At 65.6% G+C, this 26,688-nt stretch carries 20 protein-coding genes; 12 read left to right on the top strand and 8 right to left on the bottom strand.

Annotation, left to right across the window (positions count from 1 at the left end):
• The first annotated feature begins 15 nt into the window (after nt 1-15).
• From PJ259_RS13130 to PJ259_RS13140, 3 genes are all read left to right on the top strand, one after another.
• On the top strand, nt 16-414 hold the full coding sequence (locus tag PJ259_RS13130) for a hypothetical protein (protein WP_064308901.1): 399 nt from the start codon (nt 16-18) through the stop codon (nt 412-414).
• 100 nt (nt 415-514) lie between these two features.
• Nucleotides 515-964, top strand: coding sequence for a hypothetical protein (locus tag PJ259_RS13135; protein ID WP_059316306.1), 450 nt, complete (start codon nt 515-517; stop codon nt 962-964).
• Between the two features lie 59 nt (nt 965-1,023).
• Nucleotides 1,024-1,260, top strand: coding sequence for a hypothetical protein (locus tag PJ259_RS13140; protein WP_271653136.1), 237 nt, complete (start codon nt 1,024-1,026; stop codon nt 1,258-1,260).
• A gap of 1,086 nt (nt 1,261-2,346) precedes the next feature.
• Here PJ259_RS13140 and ilvA read toward each other — a convergent pair.
• Nucleotides 2,347-3,873: a threonine ammonia-lyase, biosynthetic gene (gene ilvA / locus PJ259_RS13145; protein WP_333909680.1), complete on the bottom strand. Its 1,527-nt coding sequence runs from the start codon at nt 3,871-3,873 to the stop codon at nt 2,347-2,349.
• A gap of 115 nt (nt 3,874-3,988) precedes the next feature.
• On the opposite strand from ilvA, the gene rpiA reads away from it, so the two are divergent.
• Nucleotides 3,989-4,663: a ribose-5-phosphate isomerase RpiA gene (gene rpiA / locus PJ259_RS13150; RefSeq protein WP_271653138.1), complete on the top strand. Its 675-nt coding sequence runs from the start codon at nt 3,989-3,991 to the stop codon at nt 4,661-4,663.
• Nucleotides 4,664-4,899: 236 nt separating this feature from the next.
• Here rpiA and serA read toward each other — a convergent pair whose 3' ends face one another.
• Nucleotides 4,900-6,129, bottom strand: a complete 1,230-nt coding sequence (serA, locus tag PJ259_RS13155) for a phosphoglycerate dehydrogenase (RefSeq protein ID WP_231355812.1) — start codon at nt 6,127-6,129, stop codon at nt 4,900-4,902.
• Nucleotides 6,130-6,353: 224 nt separating this feature from the next.
• Between serA and PJ259_RS13160 the strand changes: the two genes are divergently transcribed.
• The 3 genes from PJ259_RS13160 to PJ259_RS13170 all read left to right on the top strand — a co-directional run bounded on the left by PJ259_RS13160 (nt 6,354) and on the right by PJ259_RS13170 (nt 9,166).
• Nucleotides 6,354-7,019 (top strand): fumarylacetoacetate hydrolase family protein, encoded by a 666-nt coding sequence (locus PJ259_RS13160; RefSeq protein ID WP_059316311.1) that lies wholly within the window; start codon nt 6,354-6,356, stop codon nt 7,017-7,019.
• Between the two features lie 247 nt (nt 7,020-7,266).
• Nucleotides 7,267-8,172 carry an SdiA-regulated domain-containing protein gene (locus PJ259_RS13165; protein ID WP_059316312.1) on the top strand — a complete coding sequence of 302 codons (906 nt, stop codon included), beginning with the start codon at nt 7,267-7,269 and terminating at the stop codon, nt 8,170-8,172.
• A 70-nt stretch (nt 8,173-8,242) separates the two neighbouring features.
• Nucleotides 8,243-9,166 (top strand): SdiA-regulated domain-containing protein, encoded by a 924-nt coding sequence (locus PJ259_RS13170; protein ID WP_271653139.1) that lies wholly within the window; start codon nt 8,243-8,245, stop codon nt 9,164-9,166.
• 779 nt (nt 9,167-9,945) lie between these two features.
• On the opposite strand, the gene PJ259_RS13175 is transcribed toward PJ259_RS13170, so the two are convergent.
• On the bottom strand, nt 9,946-10,470 hold the full coding sequence (locus PJ259_RS13175; RefSeq protein WP_271653140.1) for a gamma carbonic anhydrase family protein: 525 nt from the start codon (nt 10,468-10,470) through the stop codon (nt 9,946-9,948).
• 329 nt (nt 10,471-10,799) lie between these two features.
• On the opposite strand from PJ259_RS13175, the gene PJ259_RS13180 reads away from it, so the two are divergent.
• The 5 genes from PJ259_RS13180 (at nt 10,800) to PJ259_RS13200 (ending at nt 17,220) form a co-directional block, all read left to right on the top strand.
• Nucleotides 10,800-12,251 (top strand): anion permease, encoded by a 1,452-nt coding sequence (locus tag PJ259_RS13180; protein ID WP_271653141.1) that lies wholly within the window; start codon nt 10,800-10,802, stop codon nt 12,249-12,251.
• 1,081 nt (nt 12,252-13,332) lie between these two features.
• Nucleotides 13,333-14,868 carry an acetyl-CoA hydrolase/transferase family protein gene (locus PJ259_RS13185; RefSeq protein ID WP_271653142.1) on the top strand — a complete coding sequence of 512 codons (1,536 nt, stop codon included), beginning with the start codon at nt 13,333-13,335 and terminating at the stop codon, nt 14,866-14,868.
• A 240-nt stretch (nt 14,869-15,108) separates the two neighbouring features.
• A complete protein-coding gene (gene pbpG, locus PJ259_RS13190; protein WP_434775098.1) occupies nt 15,109-16,020 on the top strand; it encodes a D-alanyl-D-alanine endopeptidase in 912 nt (303 codons plus the stop codon).
• Between the two features lie 164 nt (nt 16,021-16,184).
• Entirely contained in the window at nt 16,185-16,901 is a 717-nt protein-coding gene (locus PJ259_RS13195) for a carbonic anhydrase (RefSeq protein WP_059316317.1), read from the top strand.
• Between the two features lie 58 nt (nt 16,902-16,959).
• Nucleotides 16,960-17,220 (top strand): hypothetical protein, encoded by a 261-nt coding sequence (locus PJ259_RS13200; RefSeq protein WP_271653143.1) that lies wholly within the window; start codon nt 16,960-16,962, stop codon nt 17,218-17,220.
• Here the strand turns inward: PJ259_RS13200 and PJ259_RS13205 are convergent.
• From PJ259_RS13205 to PJ259_RS13225, 5 genes are all read right to left on the bottom strand, one after another.
• Nucleotides 17,217-17,651, bottom strand: a complete 435-nt coding sequence (locus PJ259_RS13205) for an NUDIX hydrolase (protein ID WP_271653144.1) — start codon at nt 17,649-17,651, stop codon at nt 17,217-17,219. The two genes, PJ259_RS13200 and PJ259_RS13205, sit on opposite strands and share 4 nt — an antisense overlap.
• Nucleotides 17,651-18,661 (bottom strand): AI-2E family transporter, encoded by a 1,011-nt coding sequence (locus PJ259_RS13210; protein WP_059316320.1) that lies wholly within the window; start codon nt 18,659-18,661, stop codon nt 17,651-17,653. Before PJ259_RS13210 ends, PJ259_RS13205 begins: the two co-directional genes overlap by 1 nt.
• A 130-nt stretch (nt 18,662-18,791) precedes the next feature.
• Nucleotides 18,792-19,733: a diguanylate cyclase domain-containing protein gene (locus PJ259_RS13215; protein WP_059316321.1), complete on the bottom strand. Its 942-nt coding sequence runs from the start codon at nt 19,731-19,733 to the stop codon at nt 18,792-18,794.
• Complete coding sequence (locus PJ259_RS13220) at nt 19,730-24,580, bottom strand: PAS domain S-box protein (protein WP_271653145.1); 4,851 nt, start codon at nt 24,578-24,580, stop codon at nt 19,730-19,732. Before PJ259_RS13220 ends, PJ259_RS13215 begins: the two co-directional genes overlap by 4 nt.
• Before the next feature lie 279 nt (nt 24,581-24,859).
• A complete protein-coding gene (locus tag PJ259_RS13225; RefSeq protein ID WP_271653146.1) occupies nt 24,860-26,401 on the bottom strand; it encodes a carbohydrate porin in 1,542 nt (513 codons plus the stop codon).
• Nucleotides 26,402-26,688: the final 287 nt, after the last annotated feature.

The raw sequence follows: 26,688 nt of genomic DNA on the forward strand, positions 1-26,688 counted from the left end.
TCCCGAGGTATTCCCATGTTGCGTCGCCTGCTGCTCGTCTCCGCTCTGCTGTTCCTGGCGGCCTGCACCCGCGCGCCCCTGGTGACGCCCCAGGAGGTCTTCCCCGCCGACCGGGTGGAGAACGCCGCCGACGTTCGCCGCGCCATCGTCGATACCCTCGAACGCCGCGGTTGGACGGTGGGCCAGGAGAGCCCCGGCCTGGTGGTCGCCAGCATCGTGGTGCGCGATCGCCACCAGGCCTGGGTCGACATCCCCTACAGCACCAAGGGCTACCAGATCCGCTACCGCGACAGTGCCGGCCTCGACTACGACGGCGAGCGCATCCATCGCAACTACAACAAGTGGGTCCAGCTGCTCGACGCCGACATTCGCCGGCGACTGCAGCTGCCGGCCCCCGCTGCCGACGCGGAGTAACGGCCCTCGGCTTGCGCGATATCGCAGAACACCGCCCCAAGGCTGACGGGACGGGCGTTCTAGGTTAAACAGTCACCCTCACCCCCACAAGGAAGTCACCATGCGCCTCATCGCTCCCGCCCTTGCCCTCACCCTGAGCCTGGCCGCCCTGCTCCCCACCGCCGCCCAGGCCCGCGACACCACCCTGCAGCTGCCCTTCGCCGAGGTGGTCCAGGAAGCCCTGGCCGCCAAGCGCCTGGATGGCAGCGTCAAGTTCTACCTGGCCGGCAACCCGGTGCCGGGCAAGGCCACGGTGGTCAACTCCAGCATCACCACCAACCAGAAGACCAACGCCTTCAACAAGACCGACGAGGTCGCCTGCCGCTGGGTGCTGCAATCGGCGCTGATCCGCCTGCAGGAAGCCGCCAAGGCCGCCGGTGCCAATGCCGTCACCGATATCACCAGCTACTACAAGAAGAACGAGTGGAGCGATCCCAGCCGCTACGAATGCCACGCCGGCGCCTTCATCGCCGGTGTCGCCCTCAAGGGCAAGCTGGTGATCCTCAAGTAGGCTGGAACGGCGGCGCGTCTGGGGTAGTCTTTCTAGAAACCCGCTCCGAGGCCGCCGCCATGCCCACCTTTCGCGTCCACTACCGCAAGGACGGCGAACCCCGTCAGCTCGATCTCGACCATCCGCAGGCGACGCTCGCGCCCCATGAAGTGGCCCTCGCCGTGCTGGAACACCTGCGCGCCGACGCCGAGAACAGCCTGGCCCTGCCGCCTGCCGATGCACCCGCCGAGGCCATCCTGCGGCAGGCGGAGGTGCATGGGTTGACGGATATCAGGGTGGAAGAGCTGGCTTCGTAGGTTGGCGCTGAGCACAGCGAAGCCCAACAGGCGGAACTATCGGTGTTTGGCTTCCCTCACCCCAGCCTTCTCCCAGAGGGAGAGGGGGCGGTCTGGTTCAGCGCGGACTTGAGGGCTCAATGCGGCCATGGCGGTCCGCCGATGCGGCCGCTCCGGGAGTCCGATATTTCGCTCATCGCGGCCATGGGCCGCTCCTACAATGACATCTGAACCTGTAGGAGCGGCCCATGGCCGCGATCAGGCGTACTCAACCGTAGCGTGGAAAGCCGCGCAGCGTTTTCCACTAACGGGCTCCCGTGCCAACGGTGGATAAGGCTACGCCGTTATCCACCTCCCGGATGCCCCCGTAGGTTGGCGCTGAGCACAGCGAAGCCCAACGGGCGGGACTATCGATGTTTGGCCTCCTTCACCCCAGCCCTCTCCCCGAGGAAGAGGGGGCGCTCTGGTTCAGCGCGGACTTGGGGGCTCATTGCGGTCATGGCGATCCGCCGATGCGGGCGCTCCGGGAGTTCGATATTTCGCTCATCGCGGCCATGGGCCGCTCCTACAATGACATCTGAACCTGTAGGAGCGGCCCATGGCCGCGATCAGGCGTACTCAACCGTAGCGTGGAAAGCCGCGCAGCGTTTTCCACTAACGGGCTCCCGTGCCAACGGTGGATAAGGCTACGCCGTTATCCACCCTCCCGGATGCCCCCGTAGGTTGGCGCTGAGCACAGCGAAGCCAAACGGGCGGGACTATCGATGTTTGGCCTCCCTCACCCCAGCCCTCTCCCAGAGGGAGAGGGGGTGGTCTGGTTCAGCGTTGGCTTATGGGCTCATCGCGGCCATGGCGGTCCGCCGATGCGGCCGCTCATATAAAAACTCCAGTGTTTTGCTGATCGCGGCCATGGGCCGCTCCTACAATGACATCTGAACCTGCAGGAGCGGCCCATGGCCGCGATCAGGCGTACTCAACCGTAGCGTGGAAAACCGCGCAGCGTTTTCCACTGACGGGCTCCGGTACCAACGGTGGATAAGGCCGCGCCGTTATCCACCCTACCCGTAGGTTGGCGCTGAGCGCAGCGAAGCCCAACGCCACCCAACCTCAGCCCAGGAACAACCGATACGCCGGATTCTCGGTCTCGTCCCAATAGCGATAGCCGATGGCATCCAGGGTCGCCAGCAGCTCGCCCCGCTCGGCATCACTGGCTTCCAGTGCGGCGAATACCCGCCCATCCGCCGCGCCGTGGTTGCGATAATGAAACATGCTGATGTTCCAGCGTCCGCCCAGGCGGTCGAGGAAGTCGAACAGCGCCCGGGGCCGCTCGGGGAATTCGAAGCGGAACACCTGCTCCTCACCGACCCGTGCCGCATGGCCACCCACGGTGTGGCGAATATGCAACTTGGCCAGTTCGTTGTCGGTCAGGTCCAGCACCGGGAAGCCCTGGTCGCGCAGGCCCTGGATGAGGGCGTCACGCGGATCGCGCTGCGGATGGGTCTGGACGCCAACGAAGATATGGGCCTCTTCGCCGGTGTGGTACCGGTAGTTGAATTCGGTGATCTGCCGCCGGCCCAGGGCCTCGCAGAAGGCGCGAAAGCTCCCCGGCCGCTCGGGAATGGTCACGGCGATGATGGCTTCGCGTTGCTCGCCCAGCTCCGCGCGTTCGGCCACATGGCGCAGGCGGTCGAAGTTGATGTTGGCGCCGGAATCGATGGCCACCAGCACCTGGCCGCCACTGCCTTCACGCTCGGCGTACTTCTTGATCCCGGCCACCCCCAGGGCGCCCGAAGGCTCGGTGATGGAGCGGGTATCGTCGTAGATGTCCTTGATCGCCGCGCAGATCTCATCGCTGTTCACGGTGATCACTTCGTCCACGTAGCGCCGGCAGATCTCGAAGGTATGGTGGCCGATCTGGGCAACGGCCACGCCGTCGGCGAACAGCCCTACCCGCGGCAGGACCACTCGTTCGCCGGCGGCCATGGCCTGCTGCAGGCAGTTGGAGTCGTCCGGCTCGACGCCGATGACCTTGACCTCGGGGCGCAGGTATTTCACATAGGCCGCGATACCGGCGATCAGGCCGCCACCGCCCACGGGGACGAAGATGGCGTCCAGCCGCCCGGGGTGCTGGCGCAGGATCTCCATGGCCACGGTGCCCTGGCCGGCGATGACGTCGGGATCGTCATAGGGCGGCACGAAGGTGTAGCCCTGCTCCTCGGCCAGGCGCAGCGCCTCGGCCAGGGCCTCGGGAAAGGCGTCGCCGTGCAGTACCACCTCACCACCGCGGGACTGCACGCCGATGACCTTGAGCTCCGGGGTGGTGCGCGGCATGACGATGATCGCCCGCACGCCCAGCTCACGTGCCGCCAGGGACAAGCCCTGGGCATGGTTGCCGGCGCTGGCGGTGATCACCCCGCGCGCCTTCTCGCTGGCCGAGAGGCTGGCCAGTTTGGTGTAGGCGCCACGGATCTTGAAGGAGAATACCGGCTGCAGGTCTTCGCGCTTGAGCAGCACCTGGCAGCCCAGCCGTTCGGACAGCGCCCGCGCCGGTTGCAGGGGCGTCTCGATGGCCACGTCGTAGACGGGGGCGAGCAGGGTCTTCTTTACATACTGTTCGAGCATCGGCGGGGCGATCCGGTGGGTGCGGCGGGGGCGAAAAGTCTACTACGGGCACTCCCGGGTAGGTTAGCCAAGCCGTCCGAGCGGCTATAATCGAGGGCCCTTCACCCGTTTCTCTGCGGATATCCCCATGAATCAGGACCAGCTCAAGCAGGCCGTCGCCCAGGCCGCGGTCGACCTCATCCTTCCCCTGCTCTCCCGCGACAGCGTGGTCGGCGTGGGCACCGGCTCGACCGCCAACTTCTTCATCGACCTGCTGGCCAAGCACAAGCTGGAATTCGATGGCGCCGTGGCCAGCTCCCAGGCCACCGCCGACCGGCTGAAGAGCCACGGCATCACCGTCTATGACCTCAACGGTGTCAGCGACCTGGAATTCTACGTGGACGGGGCCGACGAAGCCGACGGCCACCTCAACCTGATCAAGGGCGGCGGCGCGGCCCTGACCCGCGAGAAGATCGTTGCCGCGGTGGCACGCAAATTCATCTGCATCGCCGACGCCAGCAAGCGCGTCGACGTCCTCGGCGAATTCCCGCTGCCGGTGGAGGTGATCCCCATGGCCCGCAGCCACGTGGCCCGCGAGCTGGTGAAACTGGGCGGCGATCCGGAATACCGCGATGGCGTGGTGACCGACAACGGCAACGTCATCCTCGACGTGCACAACATGCACATCGTCGATCCGATGGGCCTGGAAGCGAAGATCAACAACATCGTCGGCGTGGTCGCCAACGGCCTCTTCGCCGCCCGCCCGGCGGACGTGCTGCTCCTGGGCACCGCCCAGGGCGTGGAGCGGTTGGAGCGCAGCTGAATCCGTCGTGTGGAAAACCGCGCCAGCGTTTTCCACAGGTGAGCTCAACCACGGCCAGTGGATAAGGCTGCGCCGTTATCCACGCTACGCCGTTTATCGCGGCCATGGGCCGCTCCTACAAAAGTATCATCCCTGTAGGAGCGGCCCATGGCCGCGATGAAACCTCCGCCAGCACGAAAGCAAAAAAACCCCGGTCAGGCGAACCCGACCGGGGCTTTTCCATGACAGCTAAAGGCTTAGAACAGCACGCGGCAACGGATGGTGCCCTTGACGTTCTGCAGCTTCTCTTGCGCCAGGTCGGAGTACTCGGCATCGACGTCGATCACCACGTAGCCGACCTTCTCGTCGGTCTGCAGGTACTGACCGGAGATGTTGATGCCGCTCTCGGAGAAGACGCGGTTGATCTCCGACAGCACGCCCGGGACGTTCTGGTGGATGTGCAGCAGGCGATGCTTGCCCGGGTGCGACGGCAGGGCCACTTCGGGGAAGTTGACCGAGGACACCGAGGTGCCGTTGTCGCTGTACTTGACCAGTTTCTCGGCCACTTCCAGGCCGATATTGGCCTGGGCCTCGGCGGTGGAGCCACCGATGTGCGGGGTCAGGATGACGTTGTCCAGGCCCCGCAGCGGCGAGACGAATTCGTCGTTGTTGGAGCGCGGCTCCACCGGGAAGACGTCGATGGCGGCGCCGATCAGGTGCTCGTCCTTGATGGCCGCGGCCAGGGCGTCGAGGTCGACCACGGTGCCGCGGGCGGCGTTGATCAGGATGCCGCCCTTCTTGATGGCGCGGATCTCGCGCTCGCCCATCATCAGCTGGGTGGCGGGGGTTTCCGGCACGTGCAGGGTGACGATGTCGCTCATGCCGAGCAGCTCGGTCAGGGAACCGACCTGCTGGGCATTGCCCAGGGGCAGCTTGGTGATGACGTCATAGAAGAACACCTGCATGCCCAGGCCCTCGGCCAGCACCGACAACTGGGTGCCGATGGAGCCGTAGCCGATGATGCCGAGCTTCTTGCCGCGGATCTCGAAGGAGTTGGCCGCGCTCTTGATCCAGCCGCCACGGTGGCAGGAGGCATTCTTGGCCGGGATGCCGCGCAGCAGCAGGATGGCCTCGGCCAGCACCAGCTCGGCGACCGAACGGGTGTTGGAATAGGGGGCATTGAACACGGCGATGCCGCGCTCGCGGGCGGCCTGCAGGTCGACCTGGTTGGTGCCGATGCAGAAGCAGCCGACGGCGACCAGCTTCTTGGCGCAGTCGAACACCTCTTCGGTGAGCTGGGTGCGCGAGCGAATGCCGATGAAGTGGGCGTCGGCGATCTTTTCCTTGAGCTGGGCATCCGGCAGGGAGCTGGTGACGTACTCGATGTTGCTGTAACCCGCGGACTTCAGGATATCCACGGCGGACTGGTGGACGCCTTCCAGGAGAAGGAAGCGGATCTTGCTCTTGTCGAGGGAAGTCTTGCTCATCTGCGTTGAATCCAGAGTTTCCAGGGAGAAGGATGCCGGCGCGGCGCAGGCCAGTTCAGCCAGCGGCAAAGGGGGCGCTATCTTAGCATGAGCCGCCGCATGCAGGTCCGGTTGCGACCTGAAGCTTTCTCAGGGCGACCATGAGCACTTCGCGACCGGCAACGCGCCGCGGCGCCCGCTTTTGGTTAAGATCGCCAGCAGACGCCACTCACCAGGAGCACAAGATGGCCTATCAGCACCAGTACCTCGATGGCACCAAGATCCACTTCCCCCTGGGCAAGGTCGTCTGCATCGGCCGCAACTATGCCGAACACGCCAAGGAGCTGAACAACCCGGTTCCCACCGAGCCCCTGCTGTTCATCAAGCCGGCCAGCTGCGTGGTGCCGGTGGCGGACGGCTTCGCCATTCCCACCGACCAGGGTTCGGTGCACTACGAGGCCGAGATCGCCGTGCTGATCGGCAAGCCGCTGTCGAAGAAGCCTTCGGCAGAGGAAGTCCGCGACGCCATCTCCGGCTTCGCCCCCTCCCTGGACCTGACCCTGAGAGATGTGCAGAGCCGCCTCAAGGACAAGGGCTATCCCTGGGAAATCGCCAAGAGCTTCGACGGTGCCTGCGTGCTCGCGCCCTTCGTGCCCGGCGATGCCTTCGAGGACCTGGCCGACATCCCGGTGCGCCTGACCATCAACGGCGAGGTCCGCCAGGACGGCAACAGCCGCGACATGCTCAATCCCATCCTGCCGCTGATCCAGACCATCGCCGGGCATTTCTCCCTGCAACCGGGCGACGTCATCCTCACCGGTACGCCCGTGGGTGTCGGACCTCTCAATGTGGGCGATGAGCTGGTGCTGGAGCTGCCGGACGTTAGCCGCTTCGAAACGCGCGTGCTATAACCCCGCCACCCACCGTCGCCTGGCGAGTGCCGGGCGATGGTGTGCCGGCACGGCCACGACGCTCCAGGCTTTGCCGGAAAAGTGCCTGCGCTCGGCCATGCGGCGTTAAAAACCCTTTCGGAGTGCTCATTTACGCCTCGTAAACTCGAGCGCGAGTCCGATCCGCTTCCTCAAGGGTTCTTGCCTTGCCTGACCTTCGCTCGGCGACTTTGCAGACAAGCCATAACAAGAAGCCGTACGAGCCCGCATGTCCAGACTCCCTCGCCTCATCCTGTTCCGTTTCCTCCCCGCTTTCGTTCTGCTGGTGCTGATCGTCCTTACCTTCGTCTGGCACTGGAACGACCGGGCCCTGCTCTGGTGGCAGGAATACCGCACGCCGCCGGAAGTCCGGGCCCAGGCGGTCTGGCTGCCGGACTACCAGGCGGTGATCCAAGGCAAGGCACTGCCGGGCCTGGCCGAGGCCGAGACCTCCGACCTCACCTACGATCCCCGCACCCGCACCCTCTTCGCCGTCACCGGCAATACGCCCTACCTGGTGCAACTGAGCCTGACCGGCGACATCCTCAGGCGCATCCCGATCCGCAACGTCTCCAACCTGGAAGGGGTGACCGCCCTGCAGGACGGGCGCCTGGCCATCGTCGACGAGCGCCAGCGGCGCCTGTCGCTGTTCCAGCTGACGGACGACACCCAGGAGCTGGATGCCAATACCTTCGAACACCATGACCTGGGCTTTCCCGACGCCGGCAACAAGGGCTTCGAAGGCATCGCCTGGGATCCGCGTCACCAGCGGTTGATCCTCAGTAAGGAGCGCGACCCGGCCGCCCTCTTCACCCTGGCCAGCGACGGCCGCGGCGTTACCGGTACCCTCCAGCCCTTTCCCCTCAAGCAGTTGGTGATCGACTACTCCGCGGTGGCGGTCGATCCGCGCACCGGTCACCTGCTGGCCCTGTCCGATCAGTCCCACACGCTGGTGGAAATGACCGCGGAAGGTGCACCGGTCAGCTTCATCAGCTTGAGACGCGGCCTGCACGGCCTGGACGCCACCATGGAGCAGCCGGAGGGCGTGGCCCTCGACGAGGCCGGCAATCTCTACCTGATTGGTGAACCCAATCTCTTCCACGTGTTTCACAAGGTGTCCAAAGCGGCGCAATGAGCGCCTATTCAGCTTGAATTCAGGGTGGCGCCCTTAGGCTGCGCGGCATCACCGCCTCAGGACCCTGTCGATGTTTCCGCTGTTCTCCCCTCGCACCCTGGCCGCCCTGCTGGGTGCCGCGCTGCTGCTGTGCCTGACCCTGGTGGCCCAGCAGTACCGGCTGTTCGAGCGGCTCTGGTTCAACGTCCAGAGCCAGCTCCAGGCCGAAAGCCGTCAGGCCCGCTCGCTGTGGCTGCCGAGCTATCGTGTCACCGTGGAAGCGCGGCCCATTGGCGAGGGCATCACCGACGTCTCGGCACTGAGCTTCGATCCGGATCGCCATACCCTGGTCAGCGTGACCAACAAGCCGGCGCGCTTTCTCGAACTGGACCTGGACGGCCGGCTGCTGCGCCAGGTGGATCTCAAGGGCTTCAGCGATCCGGAAGCCATCGAGTACATCAAGCCGGGTGTGTACATGATCAGCGAGGAGCGCCGCCAGCGCCTGGTGCGGGTACATATCGGCACCGACACCCGCGAGGTGGACATCGACGATCGCCAGGTCAGTCACCCCTTCAGCCTGAGCGACGTGGAAAGCGACAACCGCGGCAACGAGGGCCTGGCCTACGACGCCGCCCGCGAGCGCTTTTTCGTCGCCAAGGAAAGCAATCCGGTACGCATCTACGAGATCGACGGCCTGGGCAGCGAGGCCTTCGAGGGCCTGCAGGCCTTGTCACTGCGCAGCGACCCCAAGCGTGACCGCCGGCTGTTCGTGCGCGATCTCTCCAGCCTGCAATTCGATCCTGGCACCGGCCACCTGCTGGCGCTCTCCGACCAGTCGCGGCTGGTACTGGAGCTGGACGATGACGGCAAGCCGATCAGCTCCCTGTCCCTGCTGCGCGGCCAGCACGGCCTGAGCCGCAGCGTGCCCCAGGCCGAGGGCGTGGCCATGGACGACCAGGGCAGGCTGTACGTGGTCAGCGAGCCGAATCTGTTCTATCGCTTCGAGAAGCCGTGAGGTAGAGGCTCATCGCGGCCATGCCGGTGCGCCGTAGCGACCGCTCCTACAGATCAGGAAACACCTGTAGGAGCGGCCCATGGCCGCGATCAATGCATAGCCTTCCCTCACCTCAACCCTTTCCCAGAGCGAGCGGGGGTAGTTCCGCGGTAGCGGATGGCGTGGCGACGATCAATCGCGAATCTGCCTTTGCCGCTGGAAACAAACGCCTGCTCGGATAGCCCCCTCTCCCCTTGGGAGAGGGTTGGGGTGAGGGCCGGCCTGGCAACGAATCTTCATGCGGAAAAGGCTGCGCCGCTTCCCCCGCTACGCCGCCAGTGTTGGGCTTCGACGATGGAGCCGTCTCAACCCAACCTACGACACTCGCCGTAGGTTGGGTTGAGCGCAGCGAAGCCCAACAGGCTTTCGCGCCTCCCCCTTACCCCAGCCCTCCCCCTGAGGGAGAGGGCTGGCCCCGCGCTAGCGGATGGCATGGCGACGATGAATCGCGAATCTGCCTTTGGCACTGGAAACAAACGCCTGCTCGGAAAGCCCCCTCTCCCCTCGGGAGAGGGTTGGGGTGAGCGCGCGCCCCGCAACGAACTGCCCTGTGGAAAAGGCTGCGCCGTTTTCCACGCTACGGCTTCGGCCATGGCGCCCTACCTGCGCGGTAGGTTGGGTTGAGCGCAGCGAAGCCCAACAGGCTTTTGGCGACTCCCCCCTCACCCCGGCCCTCTCCCAGAGGGAGAGGGGGTGGTCCAGTCCCCCCCTCATATCACCGCTGCCAACGACCGACTCCCCTATTCCCCCTGCTCGAACAACTCCTCCAGATAGCGTCGCGCATTGGCCACATAGACCTGGGCGTTAGCCGCCAGCTGCGCCTGCTGGGCCTCGCTCAGGGTGCGCACTACCTTGGCCGGTGAGCCAAGCACCAGGGAGCCGTCGGGGATCACCGCGTTCTCGGTGACCAGCGCATTGGCGCCCACCAGGCAGTTGCGCCCGATGCGCGCGCCGTTGAGCACCACGGCGTGGATGCCTATCAGGCTGCCGTCGCCGATCTCGCAGCCATGCAGCATGGCCTGGTGGCCGACGGTGACGCCACGCCCCAGGGTCAGCGGCGAGCCGGGATCGGTGTGCAACACGGCGCCGTCCTGCACATTGCTGTCCGGACCGATGTGGATCAGCTCGTTGTCGCCGCGCAGCACCGCGCCAAACCAGACGCTGGCGCCTTCATCCAGGCGTACCTTGCCGATCACCGCGGCGGTGGGCGCGACCCAGCTATGCGGATGGGCGTCGACGCGGTGTTCTCCCAGGCGGTACTTCATGGTGCTCATCCTCGTGTTGTTGTCATTGGCGGAAGGGCCGATTGTTCGCCGATGCGAGCTGCGGGTGCAATCGGTGCGCGATCAGCCCATCGGTTGTTGCAAGTAATTCTCGATAACGAAAGAATGCCTTCAGGGAACCTAAGACCGCAGGACTGCGACGAATGACCACGGCCAGAGCGCTGGGAAAGGGTGCTGCCCTTTGCAAAGCTTGCTGCCGCTGACGTCCCCGGCCCCTACCGGGCCAGCGTTGCTGCTGCACGCGGTGACCTGTCGTCAGCCACCCCGGCCCAGGCCGGTTTCCCGAGACCACCGGAATCTGCGAGCGCCCGATGCGTACCACCTGGAAATTCCTGTTGCCCCTCGCCGTCACCGGTCTGCTGGCGCTGCTGCCTGCCCCCGCCGGCCTGCCCAGCCATGCCTGGCTGTACTTCGCCCTCTTCGCCGGGGTGGTGGTGGGGCTGATCCTCGAACCCCTGCCCGGGGCGGTGATCGGTCTGATCGGCGTGGCCCTGGCGGCCTTGCTGGCGCCCTGGGTGCTGTTCAGCCCGGCGCAACTGGCGACACCGGGCTTCCGCGCGCCCCAGGAGGCTCTGAAATGGGGCCTGGCGGGCTTTTCCAACAACACCGTCTGGCTGATCTTCAGCGCCTTCATGTTCGCCCTGGGCTACGAAAAGACCGGTCTCGGCCGACGGATCGCCCTCCTGCTGGTCAAGGCCATGGGCCGCCGGACCCTGACCCTGGGCTACGCGGTGATGCTGGCGGACCTGGCCCTGGCGCCCTTCACGCCGTCCAACACCGCGCGCAGTGGTGGCACCGTCTACCCGGTGATTCGCAACCTGCCGCTGCTCTACGATTCCAAGCCCAACGACCCCAGCGCCCGGCGCATCGGCTCCTATCTGATGTGGGTGGCGATCTCCTCCACCTGCGTCACCAGCACCCTCTTCCTCACCGCCCTGGCACCCAACCTGCTGGCCGCCGCCCTGATCGAGAAGACCGCCCAGGTGCACATCAGCTGGGGCCAGTGGTTCATCGCCGCCGCGCCCATGGGCATCCTGCTGCTGGCCGTGCTGCCGCTGCTGGCCTACTGGCTGTATCCGCCTGAGATCAAACGCAACGACCAGGTACCGCTCTGGGCAGCCAGGGAACTGGCCGAACTCGGCCCGCTGACACGCAACGAGAAGCTGCTGCTGGCCCTGGTGATCGGCGCCCTGGCGCTATGGATCTTCGGTGCCGCCTGGGCCGATCCGGCACTGGTGGGCATCCTGGTCATCGTGCTGATGCTGCTGCTGAAAGTCATCAACTGGAACGATGCCTTGGGCAACAAGGCCGCCTGGAACACCTTCGCCTGGTTCGCCACCCTGGTGGCCCTGGCCGACGGCCTGACCCGGGTCGGCTTCGTCGCCTGGTTCGGCCAATGGGTCGCCGGCCACCTAGGCGGCTTCCACGCCGGCACTGCCATGGTGGCGCTGGTGGCGGTCTTCTATCTCGCCCACTACCTGTTCGCCAGCTCCACTGCCCACACCACCGCCCTGCTCCCCGTGATGCTGGCCGCCGGCATGGGCATCCCCGGCATCGACCTGCCGGTGTTCGCCCTGCTCCTGGGCACCTCGTTGGGGCTGATGGGGATCATCACCCCCTATGGCACCGGGCCAAGTCCGGTGTACTACGGCAGCGGCTACCTGCCCAGCGCGGACTACTGGCGACTGGGGACCATTTTCGGCGCGCTGTTCCTGCTGGTGCTGCTGGGGATCGGGGTGCCGTGGATCATGATGGTGGCGTGAAGCAGAGGCCCGAGCGGATCGCCGTAGGTTGGGTTGAGCGATAGCGAAGCCCAACATTGCGGAGGTTGGCCTTCTGCCTGGGCCTACCTGTGCCCTAACGGTTTATCGTGGTCTGCGGGTGGCTCTTGTTTCGCCCACCCGGGCGATTCACTTTTTTCAGTCGCGGCTACGTGCCCCGGACAAAAGTAACCAAAAACGCTGTTCTCACGTTTCGGCCCCGCCTCGCTACGTTTCCCTCGCTTCGGTGCCGCTCCAAGGTACGGCACTAAGGAGCGTCCTGCCTGGTATCCCCTTCCGTAACACCTGTACTCGGCCTCACTGACGAAGCGGGGCGCCAGCCTGAGACTGTGGTGTTCACAAAGAAGGCCGGAGCTATCCGTAGAGTGGAAAACCGCACAGCGTTTTCCACTGATGGACTTCAGGCATCAGTGGACAAGGCTTCGCCGTTGTCCACGCTACGGGTTGTTCATGGCTCTTCAACCAACTTTTTCAGGCTAGTGAATCGCCCCGTTCAGGAGGGCGAACGCCCGTGTCGTGGAGTGGGTCGAGCCGCATGGATGCGGCGAGAGGTACAGTAGGCCATGGACGGCCCATCTGGGCCGACCCCGGAACGGCGCTGGTGTGAGCGAAACGTAGCGGAGCGAAGTAACAGCCGTAGGCTGGCCCAAAAGGCGAGCAACGCGAGTCACCTGGAGCGAAGCGGAAGGCCGCATGACCGGGGCAAGCGTTTTTGGTTACTTTTGTCCGGGGCACGTAGTCCGGGGCGCGTAGCCGAGACTGAAAAAAGTGAGTCGCCCGGGTGGGCGAAACAAAGAGCATTAGCAAACCACGATAGACAGCTAGGGCACCCACAACCCTAATCCGTTGGGCTTCGCTGCGCTCAGCGCCAATCTACGAATACCGATGTTTGGTATGACTTAGGCACCGTTGGGCTTCGACGGTAAAGCCATCTCAACCCAACCTACGCCCCACTCCCCAAAATTTCCCCACCCACCCGACCTTTTGCTTAGGGACCTAAGCATCCCTTCGGCGTAGAATCCACATTCTTAGTGTGCTTTCGATAATGCCCGCAGAGGTCGTCATGTCCCACCGTATTCGCCATCCCGGTTTCGCCGCCAAGCGCCAGAGCGCCGAGCAGGCCGCTCAGTTCATCCGTCACGGCATGACCGTGGGCATGAGCGGTTTCACCGGGGCCGGTTATCCCAAGGCCGTGCCCGGCGCCCTGGCCCAGCGCATCACTGCCAGCCATGGCGCCGGCGAGCCGTTTCGTATCAAGGTGCTGACCGGTGCCTCCACCGCTCCGGAACTGGATGGCGCCCTGGCGCGGGTCGATGGCATCGAGCTGCGGGTGCCCTTCCAGTCGGATCCCGAGCTGCGCAGCCGCATCAACGCCGGCGGCCTGGACTACATGGACATCCACCTGGGCCAGCTGGCGGAAAAGGTGCGCTACGGTTTCTTCGGCAAGATCGACGTGGCGGTGGTGGAGATCGCGGCGATCCGCGAAGACGGCCTGTTGGTACCCTCCTCTTCGGTCGGCAACAACAAGACCTGGCTGGACATGGCCGATGCGGTGATCCTTGAGGTCAATCGCTGGCAGCCCGATGCCCTGGACGGCATGCACGACATCTACACCGACGGCGCCCTGCCGCCCCACCGTACGCCCATTCCGCTCGCCCATCCCAGTGACCGCATCGGCTCGCCTTACCTGGAGGTGCCGCTGGACAAGGTGGTGGCCGTGGTGGAGACCGACGCCCCCGATCGCAACAGCCCCTTCAAGGCACCCGACGCCGCCTCCCAGGCCATCGCCGCGCACCTGCTGGACTTCCTCAGATTCGAGGTACGCCAGGGGCGCATCCCGGCCAATCTGCTGCCGATCCAGTCGGGCGTCGGCAATATCGCCAACGCCTTCATGCAGGGCCTGGCCGAAAGCGAATTCGAGGGGCTGACCGCCTTCACCGAGGTGATCCAGGACGGCATGCTGGAGCTGCTCATCAGCGGCAAGATGGAGCTGGCCTCGGCGACGTCCTTCTCCCTGAGCCCGGCGGGCATCGAGCGCTTCCTCGAACACGCCGAGTCCTTGCGCCAGCGCATCATCCTGCGCCAGCAGGGGGTGAGCAATCATCCGGAACTGGTGCGCCGCCTGGGCTGCATCGCCCTGAACGGCATGCTCGAAGCCGACCTCTATGGCAACGTCAATTCCACCCACCAGATGGGTACCGGGATGATGAACGGCATCGGCGGCTCCGGGGATTTCGCCCGCAATGCCTACCTGTCGGTCTTCATGGCGCCAAGCACGGCCAAGAACGGCCTGATCTCGACCCTGGTGCCCATGGTCAGCCACGTCGACCACACCGAACACGATGTCTCGGTGATCGTCACCGACCAGGGCCTGGCCGATCTGCGCATGCTCAGTCCCAAGCAGCGTGCCCGAGCCATCCTCGAGCACTGCGTGCATCCGAGTTTCCGCCCGGCGCTGGAGGATTACTTCGAGCGCGCCCTGGCCGGCAGCCATGGCAAGCACACTCCGCACCTCCTTCCCGAGGCCCTGGCCTGGCACGAACGCTACCTGGTCACCGGCAGCATGCTCGGTCCCGCCGCCCAGGAAGCCCACGACTGAAGGCAAGGCGCCCGAGGCCACTCGGGCGCCCTTTCGGCCTCCTATCCCTGCCGTCCGTCGCCCATATGCAACTAATTGTGACTTTTTGCCAGCGCGCTGTGTAAAAAGCTGCCTTGTCGGATTCCCAGCCGACATCCCGGGTGATAAAAGACGTGAAATCTCTGAGCAATGTCCTTGATCTGCAAGGTGCATTGCCGTTCGCGGTTGTTCTAACCCCGCCCCCCTTTGAGAGCTGCCACCGTGAAGATCTGTCATCAACTTGCCGGCTTGCTGCTGGCTGGCTTGGTCGGGCTGAGTCCGGCCGTCCTGGCCCAGACCCCACCCAAGGTCAAGGCCGCGGCTGCCGCCACCGCCCAGCGCCTGGCCTCGAACCACGCTCTGGTCGTCGACCTCAAGACCAACCAGGTACTCTTTTCCCAGAATCCCGATCAGGTCGCCCCCATCGCGTCGGTGACCAAGCTGATGACCGCCATGGTGGTGCTCGATGCCAAGCTGCCGCTGGAGCAGACCATCGACATCGACATCAGCGAGAACCCGGCCATGCGCGGCATCTTCTCGCGGGTGCGCCTGGGCAGCCAGCTGACCCGTCGCGACATGCTGCAACTGGCGCTGATGTCCTCGGAAAACCGTGCCGCCACCAGCCTCGCCCACCACTATCCGGGTGGTCAGCGCGCCTTCGTCGCCGCCATGAATGCCAAGGCCCGTGCCCTGGGCATGAAGAATACCCGCTACGCCGAGCCCACCGGCCTGTCGCCGCTCAACGTCTCCACCGCCCGCGACCTGGTCACCCTGCTCAAGGCCACCGAGCGCTACCCCCTGCTCGGTCAGCTCAGCACCACCCCGGAAAAGACCCAGGCCTTCCACAATCCCAACTATGTGCTGGGCTTTCGCAACACCAACCACCTGGTCTACAACGCCGACTGGAGCGTGCAGCTGACCAAGACCGGCTACACCGACAAGGCGGGTCACTGCCTGGTGATGCGCACCGTGATGGCCGGTCGTCCGGTGGCCTTCGTGGTGATGGACGCCTTTGGCAAGTTCACCCACATGGCCGACGCCACCCGCGTCCGTCGCTGGCTGGAAAGTGGCGAGCTGACGCCCCTGCCGGGCGCGCCCAAGGGCGCACGCAGCACGGTACTGGCGCGCAAGTAACGCCCGCCCAGGAAAGGCCCGAAGCCGCGTCCCCGACGCGGCTTTTTCATGCCTGGCGTCCAGGCGGCTGGCGTGATCGGCAGTGGCCAGCAATAGTTAGCTGAAGCGCTGGAGATTGCCGTACCGGCACGCCCTGCCCGTCCGCACTCGAAGAGGTGTTTCCGATGAAGCCTGCCCTGTCGCGTCGCCAGCTCCTGCACTGCGCCTGTTGCCTGCCGCTCGCCGCGGCCCTGGCGCCCCTGACCCTGCCCGCCCTAGCTGCTCCCACCAAGGCCCACACCACCCTCACGGCCGAGCAGGCCCTGCAACGGCTGATCGACGGCAACCAGGGCTTCATGGAGGACAAGCCCCTGCATGGGGAAACCAATCGCGACCGCCGCCTGGAGATCGCCAAGGGCCAGACGCCCTTCTGCGTGCTGGTGTCCTGCTCGGATTCGCGGGTCTCGCCGGAGTTGCTGTTCGGGCGCGGGCTGGGCGAGTTGTTTATCGTACGCAACGCCGGCAATACCCTGGACACCACCGCCTTCGGCTCGGTGGAGTACGCCATCAGCCAGCTGGGCGTGCCACTGATCGTGGTCATGGGCCACGAGAAATGCGGCGCGGTGGAGGCCGCGGTCGCGGTGGTGGAGCAGAACGTCCTCTATCCCGGCGCCATCGGCGCCATGATCGAACCCATCCTGCCGGCGGTACTCAGCGCCCGCGCCGGCAATCCACCGGATCTGCTGGAAGCGGCGGTACGCAGCAATGTGCAGCGCACGGTCCGGCGGCTGCGTGCGGCCTCCGAACCGACCCTGCTGGCGCCGCAGAAGGAGGGTCGGGTCAAGGTGGTGGGCGCCTACTACACCCTGGAAAACGGCCACGTCGACTTCTTCGACGTCTGATACGGGCACCCCGGACGTCGCCTGAGGTCTAGGGCTCTATCACCGTCCGGAATATGCCATGAACAAAGACGCGATCGCTCACGAATACTATGAAGTCGTCACCGGCCGCTGCTGGCTGGATGACGTCCGCGAATGGCGCCGACTGCAAGCCGAGGCCCAGGCCGCCGCCGATCGCTACCTGGCCTGTCCGGAAGACCTGGGCACGCCCGAGCGTGAGCGGCTGGAACAGAACTGGCGCGCCATCAATGAAGAAGCCGGCGCCTTCTGGCAGCGCATGTGGTCGAATCTGGATCGTAAGGAAAGCCGGAAAACGCCCTAGGTTGACCTAGTGATAAGGTCCAGCAGGCCTTCAGGTACCAGAGGACACGCCTGGTCAAAGGAGTGGAGTGACCGCCAGGTCGCCACGAAGGCTTCACCATCACTTTCCTGACCCGGCAGCTCCGCTTCTGCGTAGAGCTGCCGATCAGCAAATTCCGCTGCATAGACCAGGACCACCTCATGGCCCGGCCGCCCCGCGTAACTGAACAGCGATTCCAGGGTGCCTAGCAGCTTTACCTCGGCCAGTTCGACGCCCAATTCTTCGCGAATCTCACGGCGCACGGCTGCGTGGCTGGTTTCACCGAACTCCACGCCACCGCCCAGAGGCCGGCAGAAACTCCGGCCATCGTGCGGGTCTTGCGTCTCGCGCACCAAGATGCGGTTGCCCTGACGCAGGAGACAGAGCGCCAGGACACGAATCTGGTTACGCATCACACCAACCCTTCCGCCTTCAATTCGCTCTTGAGATAGGCGTAGTACACCGGCGCCGCCACCAGGCCCGGCAGGCCGAAGGCCGCTTCGAATACCAGCATCGCCACCAGCAACTCCCAGGAGCGGGCGCTGATCTGGCCGCCGACGATGCGGGCGTTGAGGAAGTATTCCAGCTTGTGGATGGCGATGAGGTAACCCAGTGCCGCCACCGCGACCCAGATCGACAGCGACAGGCCGGCGATGAAGATCAGGGTGTTGGACATCAGGTTGCCGATCACCGGCAGCAGCCCCAGGATGAAGGTGAGGATCACCAGGGTCTTGGCCAGCGGCAGATGGACGTCGAACAGCGGCAGCACCCCGAGCAGGAAGATGCCGGTCAGGGTGGTGTTGAGCAGCGAGATCTTGATCTGGGCGAAGACGATGTTGCGAAAGGCCTGGGCTACCAGGCCGACGCGCACCAGCAGGGCGCCGCTGAGCGGCCGCAGGCGCTCGGGATCGGGGGTGGGCTGTAGGGCGACGATGGCGCCCAGGATCATGCCGATGAGCACGATGACGAAGGTCCGCGCCGCATCACGGCCGAACAGCTGCAACTGCGCCACGTGGGCGCGCAGCCACTCCACCAGCTCCCGCTTCATGCTGTCGGCATTGGCCGGCAGGTAGGCATCCAGCGAGGGCGGCAACTGGGCGCGTGCGCGCTCGGTGAGCACCATGAACTTGTCCAGCAACCGTCCGGGGTTCTGCACCTCCTGGATGATGAAGCTGGTGAACCAGACGAAGAACAGTGTCAGCAGGCTCACCACCAGGGTCCCGAGCAGGGCCACGGCGAGCCAGCGCGCGCCGCCGCCAGGCATTTGCCGCTGCAGGCGCCCGGCCAGGGTGTTGACCAGTTCGTACACCAGGAGCCCGGCCAGCAGGCTGGGCAGGAGCTTGAGCGGGAGAACCAGGTAAAGCGCGGTGAAGACGATGATCCAACTGGCCAAGATGGCCTGGCGTTGCGTGAAGGCGTACATAGATTACCGGCGGCAGAATCCCTGTCCGCAGTCTGCCAGCCTGCCGCCTCGCCGCCCAGCCTGGATAGCGAAGAAAGCCTGAGCCTCTGTTACCCGGCGTTACCCGACCGGCCCTTTTCGACCGAACGCCTCAGCCGGCCAGCTCGGCGGCGCAGACCCGCGCGCGCCCCTGGTGCTTGGCCGCATAGAGCTGCGCATCGGCGGCGGTGATCAGGGCGGCTGGATCGACATTGGTCGGCGGAAGCGCGGTGGCCACGCCCAGGCTCAGGGTGACGTAGCCGGTCACCGATGAATAACCGTGGGGCAGCCGCTGGTCGTGCAACTGCTGCAGCAGCCGCTCGGCGACCTGAGTGGCGCCCTCCAGGTCGGTACCCGGCAGCAGGCAGCCGAATTCCTCGCCACCGTAGCGCGCCAGCAGGTCGTAGGGGCGGAACAGCCCCTGGCCCAGGGCCTGGGCGACCTGACGCAGGCACTGGTCGCCGGCGAGATGGCCATAGTGGTCGTTGTAGGCCTTGAAGTGATCGATATCCATGAGGATCAGCGAAAAAGGCGTGCCTTCGCGTTGACTCTGGCGCCAGCCGCGCAGCAGCGCCTCGTCGAACTGGCGGCGATTGGCGACCCCGGTGAGGCCATCGACCAGGGCGATGCTGCGCAGGGCGTCACGCTGCGCCTTGAGGGTCAGCTGGGTGCGTACCCGGGCACGCACGATGACCGGATTGATCGGCTTGCTGATGAAGTCCACGGCGCCCAGTTCCAGGCCGGTGACCTCTTCGTCCGGGCCTTCCTGGCCGGTGACGAAGATCACCGGAATGGCGGCGGTGGCCGGATCGGCCTGCAGCCGCCGCAGCACCTCATGGCCATCGAGCTGGGGCATCATCACATCGAGCAGGATCAGGTCCGGCTGCTGGGCGAGGGCCAGCTGCAACGCCTGGGCGCCATTGGTGGCCATGAGCGTCTCGCAATCCTGGCGAAAGAGCTCGTGGAGGATGCGGATGTTCAGCGGTTGGTCGTCGACGATCAGCAGCTTGGGTTTGCTGCGCCGCCCGGCGGCCTCGGCGGTCGGCGGATTCATAGGGCTTCCTTCAGGTCAGGCAGGGTAGTGAGGGCCGCGGCGAAGTCGAGGGTCTCGACCTGGGCACGGAAGAGGTCGTAACGCACCTGGGCTTCGGCGCGGCACTGCACGGGCAGCTCGGCGATGAGATCCAGGGCTTCGAGACTGCCTTGGCCGAGCAGCTGCTCGAGCTCGTCCAGGCGCGCGGACCAGTCGACCGTCGACTCGGGGTCCTGGCTGACCACGACCGGCGGCGGTGGCAGCACCTCGGCCAGGGCGCTGCGCAGCTCCACCAGGGCTTCGTCCAGCAACAGTCGCAAGGTAGCGAGTTCAGCCATGACATCCGCGGGCACTCCAGCACCGGCCTTGCCGTGGCGCTCACCCTCGGCGGCGCGAGCCGCCAGGCGCTGCGCGCCCATGGTGCCGGCACTGCCCTTGAGCGAGTGTAGTACAGCCACCGCGCCCTCGCTGTCGCCGGCCTGCCAGGCCCGCGCGAGGTTTTCCAGCAGACTGGCGGAGTCCTCGGCGAAGCGTTCGAGCAGCGAGCCGAACAGCCGGGCATCACCGCCGAAGCGGCGCAGGACGATGCTCAGGGGTTCCACCTGGCGGTCGGTGGCGACCGGGGCGACGTCCACGGCGGCGCTGACCTCCTGGCCGGTCAGGCGTTGCAGCCGGCTGACCAGCAACTCCAGGTCGATGGGCTTGCCGACGTGGTCATCCATGCCGGCGGCCAAGCAGGCGTCGCGATCGGTGTGGGAAGCGTTGGCCGTCATCGCCAGGATCGGCAGGGTGCGGAAGCGACCGTCGGCGCGGATGCGGCGGGTGGCCTCCAGGCCATCGATGTCGGGCATCTGCATGTCCATGATGACCACGTCCAGTGGCGCACCGGAGAGCACCCGTTCGACGCCTTCCAGCCCACCCTCCGCCAGTTCCACCTGGGCGCCCTGGGCCAGCAGCAGCTCGGCGGCCACCTGGCGGTTGAGAGCGTTGTCTTCCACCACCAGCAGGCGCATGCCGGCCAGGCGGTGGCTTTCGTCGACCACCGCGGCGGCGTGGACACCGGCCGGGACCTCGGCGCCCAGGGCGCGCTCCACCACCTCGACGATCTGCGCCGGGGTTACCGGCTTGGTCAGGTAGTCGTCGAAGGGCGCATCGGCGCTCTGATGGGCTTCATTGAGAAAGTCGCGGCCGAAGCCGGTGAGCATGATGACCTTGGGTCGACTGGCCTGCTGGTGCTCGCGCAGGTGCCGGGCCGTGACCAGGCCGTCGCCATCGGGCATGCGCCAGTCCATGAGCACCGCCTCATAGGGCTGCTCCTGCTGCTGCGCCTGGGCGACCCGCGCCAGAGCGGCGGCGCCGCTGGTGACCAGGTCGACGTCCCAGCCGAGGGCGGCCAGGGTTTCCACCAGCACCTCCCCGACCAGGATGTTGTCGTCGGCCAGCAGCACCCGGCGCTGCCGGGGCGCGAGCAGGGCCTGACTCTGGCTATCCAGCGCCAGGGTCACATCGAACCAGAAGCGGCTGCCCACGCCCAGTTCGCTTTCCACCTGCAGCTGGCCATCCATCAGCTCCACCAGGCGCTTGCAGATGGCCAGGCCCAGCCCGGTACCGCCAAAGCGCCGGCTGATGGAGGCCTCGGCCTGGGTAAAGCCCTGGAACAGCTGCGCCTGCTGAGCCGGACTGATGCCGATGCCGGTGTCCTGCACCGAGAACTCCAGCCGCAACTGGCCGTCCGCCCAGGACAGCTGGCGCACGCTGACCAGCACCTGGCCCACCTCGGTGAACTTGAGGGCATTGCCGGCCAGGTTGATGAGGATCTGCTGCAGACGCAGGCTGTCGCCGATCAGCGCGGTGGGCAGCCCGGCTTCGAGGTGATAGTTGATCTCGACGTTCTTCTCGCCGCTGTTACCGGAGAGGACCACGCCCAGGTTGCGCAGCACCTGCTCCAGGCTGAAGGGATGGACGTCCAGCTGCAGCTTGCCAGCTTCGATCTTGGAATAGTCCAGCACGTCGTTGAGCAGCCCCAGCAGCGAGCGCGCCGCCTGCTGGGCCTTGGTCAGGTAGTCGCCCTGGCGCGCGTCCAGGGCCGTGCGCTGCAGTAGCTGCAGCATGCCCAGCACCGCGTTCATCGGGGTTCGGATCTCGTGGCTCATGTTGGCCAGGAAGGACGACTTGGCCTGGCTGGCCAGGTCGGCGCGCGTACGCTCTTCGCGCAGGCGATGCTCCAGCTCCAGCTGTTCGGTGATGTCGCGGTTGATGCCCACCACCCGCAGCACCCGGCCGCGCGGATCACGCTCGGTGCGGGCGCCAGCGATGATGTGCCGTAGCGAGCCATCCCGACGGCGGATCCGGAACACCGGATCGAACACCGCGCGCCCGGCCATGGCCGCACCCAGGCGCTCTTCGGCGCTGCCCAGGTCGTCCGGGTGCACACGGTCGCGCCAGTCGTTGTAGGTGATGCCGCTAGTGCGCTGCTCCTCGCTCCATTCATAGAGATCGAACATCCGCTCGTTGCACTGCACCTGGCCGGTGTCGGGCTGCCAGCACCAGATGCCGAGCTGGGCGACGTCGGCGGCCATGGTCAGCTGATCGCGGGTCTGCACGAGCGCCTGGCGCTGGCGACTCTGTTCGGTGATGTCGGCGATGATGGCCACCGCCAGGCGCTCGCCATCGGTCCACATCACCCCCAGGCTCAGGGTGATGGGGAAGACACTGCCGTCCGCACGGCGCCCCTCCATTTCCTGGCCCTGTTGGGCGGCATTGTCGTCGGGTACCGCCTGCGAGCAGCTGAACAGCGCCTCGTAGCCGGCCAGATAGCCGGGAATCAGGCGACGGATGGGTTGACCGATCACCTCGTCAGCGCGATAGCCGAAGATGTGCTCGCCGGCCGGGTTGAAGGAACGCACCAGGCCGGCGCTGTCCACGGTGACGATGGGGCTGACCGCGGTGTCCAGGATCGCCCGGGTCAGGGCCAGACTGGCGGCCAGCTCCTGCTCGGCGGCCTTGCGCTCGGTGACGTCCGAGGCGATACCCAGATAGCCGCTGATCTGGCCACCGGCGTCGCGCATGGTGGTCACTACCAAGCTGACGTCGCGGTGCTCGCCGTCGCGGCGCACGTAGGTCCATTCCCGGGCCTCGGCGCCGGCGCGCTCGGAGCGCTCCACCAGCACCCGGAAGCCGGCGACCGGCACGCCGTACGCGGCTTCCAGGGCAACGCCCTGAGTCGAGAGCTCTTCCGGCAGATGGAAATCACTGGCGTGCCAGCGCCCCACTACCTCGGCGGCGCGATAGCCCAGGAGCCGTTCGGCGCCCTCGTTGAACAGGGTGATGCGGCCCTCGCGGTCGGTGGCGATGATGCCCACCTCGGAGGCCGCCCGCAGCACGTCGCCCAGCAGTCGGTTGGTCTGGCTGAGTTCGGCGGTGCGCTGGGCCACCTGCTCTTCCAGGCGGGCATTGAGCGCCAGGATCTCGGCCTGAGCGGCCTTCTGCACCGAGATGTCGCGCACCGTCTTGGAGGCGCCGATCACCCGGCCGTCACGGCCGCGCATGGGCGAGACGCTGACCAGAACATCGATCAGGCGACCGTCGCGGTGCTGACGCCGGGTCTCGAAGTGCGGTACCGGCTCGCCGCGACCGATGCGGCCGAGCACGTCCCACTCTTCGTGCTCAAGCTCGGTGGGCACCACCAGATCGAGCAGACGCTGGCCCACGGCCTCGCTGGCGGAATAGCCGAACAGCTGCTCGGCCGCATGGTTCCAGCTCAGCACCACGCCCTGGAGGTTCTTGCTGATGATGCCGTCGGAAGAGCTTTCCACCACGGCGGTGAGGTTGGCTTGGTCCTGCTGATACTGACGACGCCGCTGGCGGGTGGTGAGCAGGGCAAAGGTCAGGCAGGCCGCCAGCAGGCTGAACAGCTTGCCAAAGAGATGCACCAGCGGCACCGAGACCAGGTGCTGGGCCGCGACGAAGGTCGGGGTGGCGGTGAACGCGAGCTCCCATTGGCGCCCAAAGACGTCCTGCACCAACCGGCGCTCGGACACTTCCTCGGTGCCCTGCTCCTCTTCGCCCTGCTGATAGAACAGATTGGGCGCTTCGGGCTGGGTCACGTCACTTAGCCGGATGATCAGCCCGGGAATGTTCAGCCGCATGCTGTCGAACATTTCGCCGATGCTCAGGGGCACATAGGACCAACCCAGGGTCGCAGCCTCGCGCTCAACCGGATCGGCGGGTGCCCGCCCGCCCTGGTAGATGGGCAGCAGCATCAGAAAGCCCGGCTCCGGCGGTGAGGAGGCCTGGAGTTGCAGCGGCCCCGTCAGGTGAATGTCGGCATGCCGCATCGACATGACGGCGGCCTCGCGGCGGACGGGATCGGACGCCGCGTCCATGCCGATGGCCTTCAGATTGCGCGGGCTCGGCTCCAGGTACTGGACGACATAGCGATCGCCGTCATGGGGAGCAAAGGTCCGGATGCTGAAATCGGGCCAACCGTCGGCACGGGCCTCGCGCAGAAAGCGGGCCTCGTCGGCCTGGGGCACGCGGCGAATGAAACCGACGCCTCGGGCGCCATGAAACTCATGGCCCAGGTCGTGGAGACGACCATAGTTGCCGAGCAGCTCGCGCGACAGATTGTCCCCCGCGACCACCACCACATCACGCATGCCGATCAGGCTGTATTCGTAGATGCGCAGCCGATCCACCACCTGATCGCGAACGTCTTCGGCCACGCTGTCCAGGGCACCACGCAGTTGCTGGTCGTTGCGCTCGGCCAGATGACGCATGGTCAGACTGGTCAGCACGACGCCGAAGAGAAAAACCCCCAGACTCCAGCGCAGACGTGAGGACGAAAACAGCCGCATGACCATGGACATTGCCCTGTTGAAGATCCACTCACGTGGATCGAACGAACCGAAACCAGGACAGGGAGCCGCGCCGAAACAAAAGATGACGTGGCTGGAGGGAGCAGACTGCCGCTGGGTACCTGAGCAACAAATCGGCAGTGGCAGAAAGTTTCTTGATACCGCGGCTCGTCCGGCAGGAACGAGCAGCAAGTACAAGGCGCTACAAGCTCTGACGTAGAGCCATCTAATGCCCCTGCATCAGTATTACCATTCAGACGAGCGGCGCAGTAGTCGCCGCTCGTCCAAGGCTCAGAACCAGACTTCCATCTGGGTACCGACCTGCCAGACGCCACCCGACTTGAAGCCCGGCTGGCCGAAGTCGTCGCTGCTACTGAAGGTGTCGAGCCCCGAGGTCCAGTTCATGTAGGAGGCGAACACCCGCAATTCAGGACGCAGGAAATAGTCACCGGTCTGCGCCTTGAACGTGGGCGCGATGGTGGCCTTCCAGAAGTTGCCATCGGCGATGCCACGCCCAGCGTAACCGCGAGCGTCGATATCCATGTTCTGGAAGGTCAGCTCGTACTGCATCTCGAAGTTGCGGGTGATGTCGTTGGAAAATCTCAGGTTGGTGGTGACGTAGCGATAGTGGTCGCCCGGCATGTAGCGGTTGCTTCCACGCTCGGCGATCACCGCGGGCGCCACACGCCAGAACGGACTCAGGCGGGTATGCCCGTAGAACGCCAGACGCAGCGACTGGGCGTTGTCCAGCAGATCGCCGTCGCCGCCCACCTGGCTGAGCTCCGCACCAAGCCCGCGACCATAGAGCAGCGAGGTCTTGAACAGTCCTTCACGACCGAAGAAGTCGTTCTGGGAATAGGTGAAGGCCGTATGCAAGCCCTTGTCGGCCGGGGTCTGTCCACCGCGGTTGACCCTGTGATCGTTGCCGCCGGCCCCCGGTTGCGCCAGGCGACCGTCGTTCTGCCCGGCCGTGATACCGCTGGTCATGACCTGCCAGCGCCCCTCGTCGAAGAACTGGTTGAGCGTCCCTATGTAGGTCCGCGTATCCTTGCCATTCTCCAGGCCGAAATCGCCGTAGGACCGGGTCATCAGCGAGCCATTCAGACGCCAGTCGCTCGTTGGTTTGACATCGTAGATACCGGCACCGGTACCGGCCAGAAAGACGATATCGCGATCCAGCCAGTGCACGTCGAAGTTGTCACGATCGAAGCGCTTACCGGCCCAGAGGGTGGCGTCGCGCAGGGTAGGCGAAGACTTGAAGGAAACCAGGTTGCCCAATTCGGCGTAGGCCTGACGGACATTCAGGTTGCTTTCCTGCGCGGTCCAGTCGTTGGGTGTCTGCACCCCGTCGGCCAGCATCAGGAAGTACTTCCAACGCGTACCGTTCTCCACCTGCTGCTCCTGGGAGAACTTGGCTTCCATGTAGGTATCGGGTTCGTTACCCAACCGCCCGACATGGCCACCGATGGAGCCCGCCGGCGTTACCCCCGAGCCGCCACGACCGGCCTTGTCGCCATTGGCGAGAAAGCCGGAGCGAGCATAGGCACCAAACTTGAAGCCACTGTCAGCGCGCTTGACCGGCGCCGGCGTCACGCCAACCGAATGCTGTTGCGCCTCGATGCGTGCCACCCGCTCATCCAAGGACAACTGACCGGCGTTGGTCACGACGGTAACCGCAGCGGCAGGTCGAGTAGCCGCGGCTGGGTCGGTGGTCGCGGCCTTGAACGCCGTCGTCGATCCGGTCTGCCCTTCCTGACGCAGCCGCTTGACCTCGGCCTCGGCGTTGGCGGCACGCCTTTCCGCTGCGACGACCCGCGATTCAAGCTGCGCCATCCGCTGTTCCAGTGTGAGACCGCCAGGTGCGGCGAGGACCAGTGGCGAGAGCAGCAGCAGGGACGCGGCCGCCCCTCTTCCATAGCATTGAGCCTTCATAAATCACCTTTGTTTTTGTTGTGCGTGGTCTTCCTGAGGCGGCGTGCCGAACCCCTGATTCCGGTACGCCCCTGCTTGACAAACCTGCGAGCAGACCCGTCAATACGCAGAAATGTTAACGTTACCAAAACAAAAAACAAGAGTGCTCGATAAAAAACGGCTTAGCCACGAATGAAAGTCAAAAGGCT

This window comes from Pseudomonas sp. JBR1, assembly GCF_028198185.1.
Taxonomy (GTDB): domain Bacteria; phylum Pseudomonadota; class Gammaproteobacteria; order Pseudomonadales; family Pseudomonadaceae; genus Chryseomonas; species Chryseomonas oryzihabitans_E.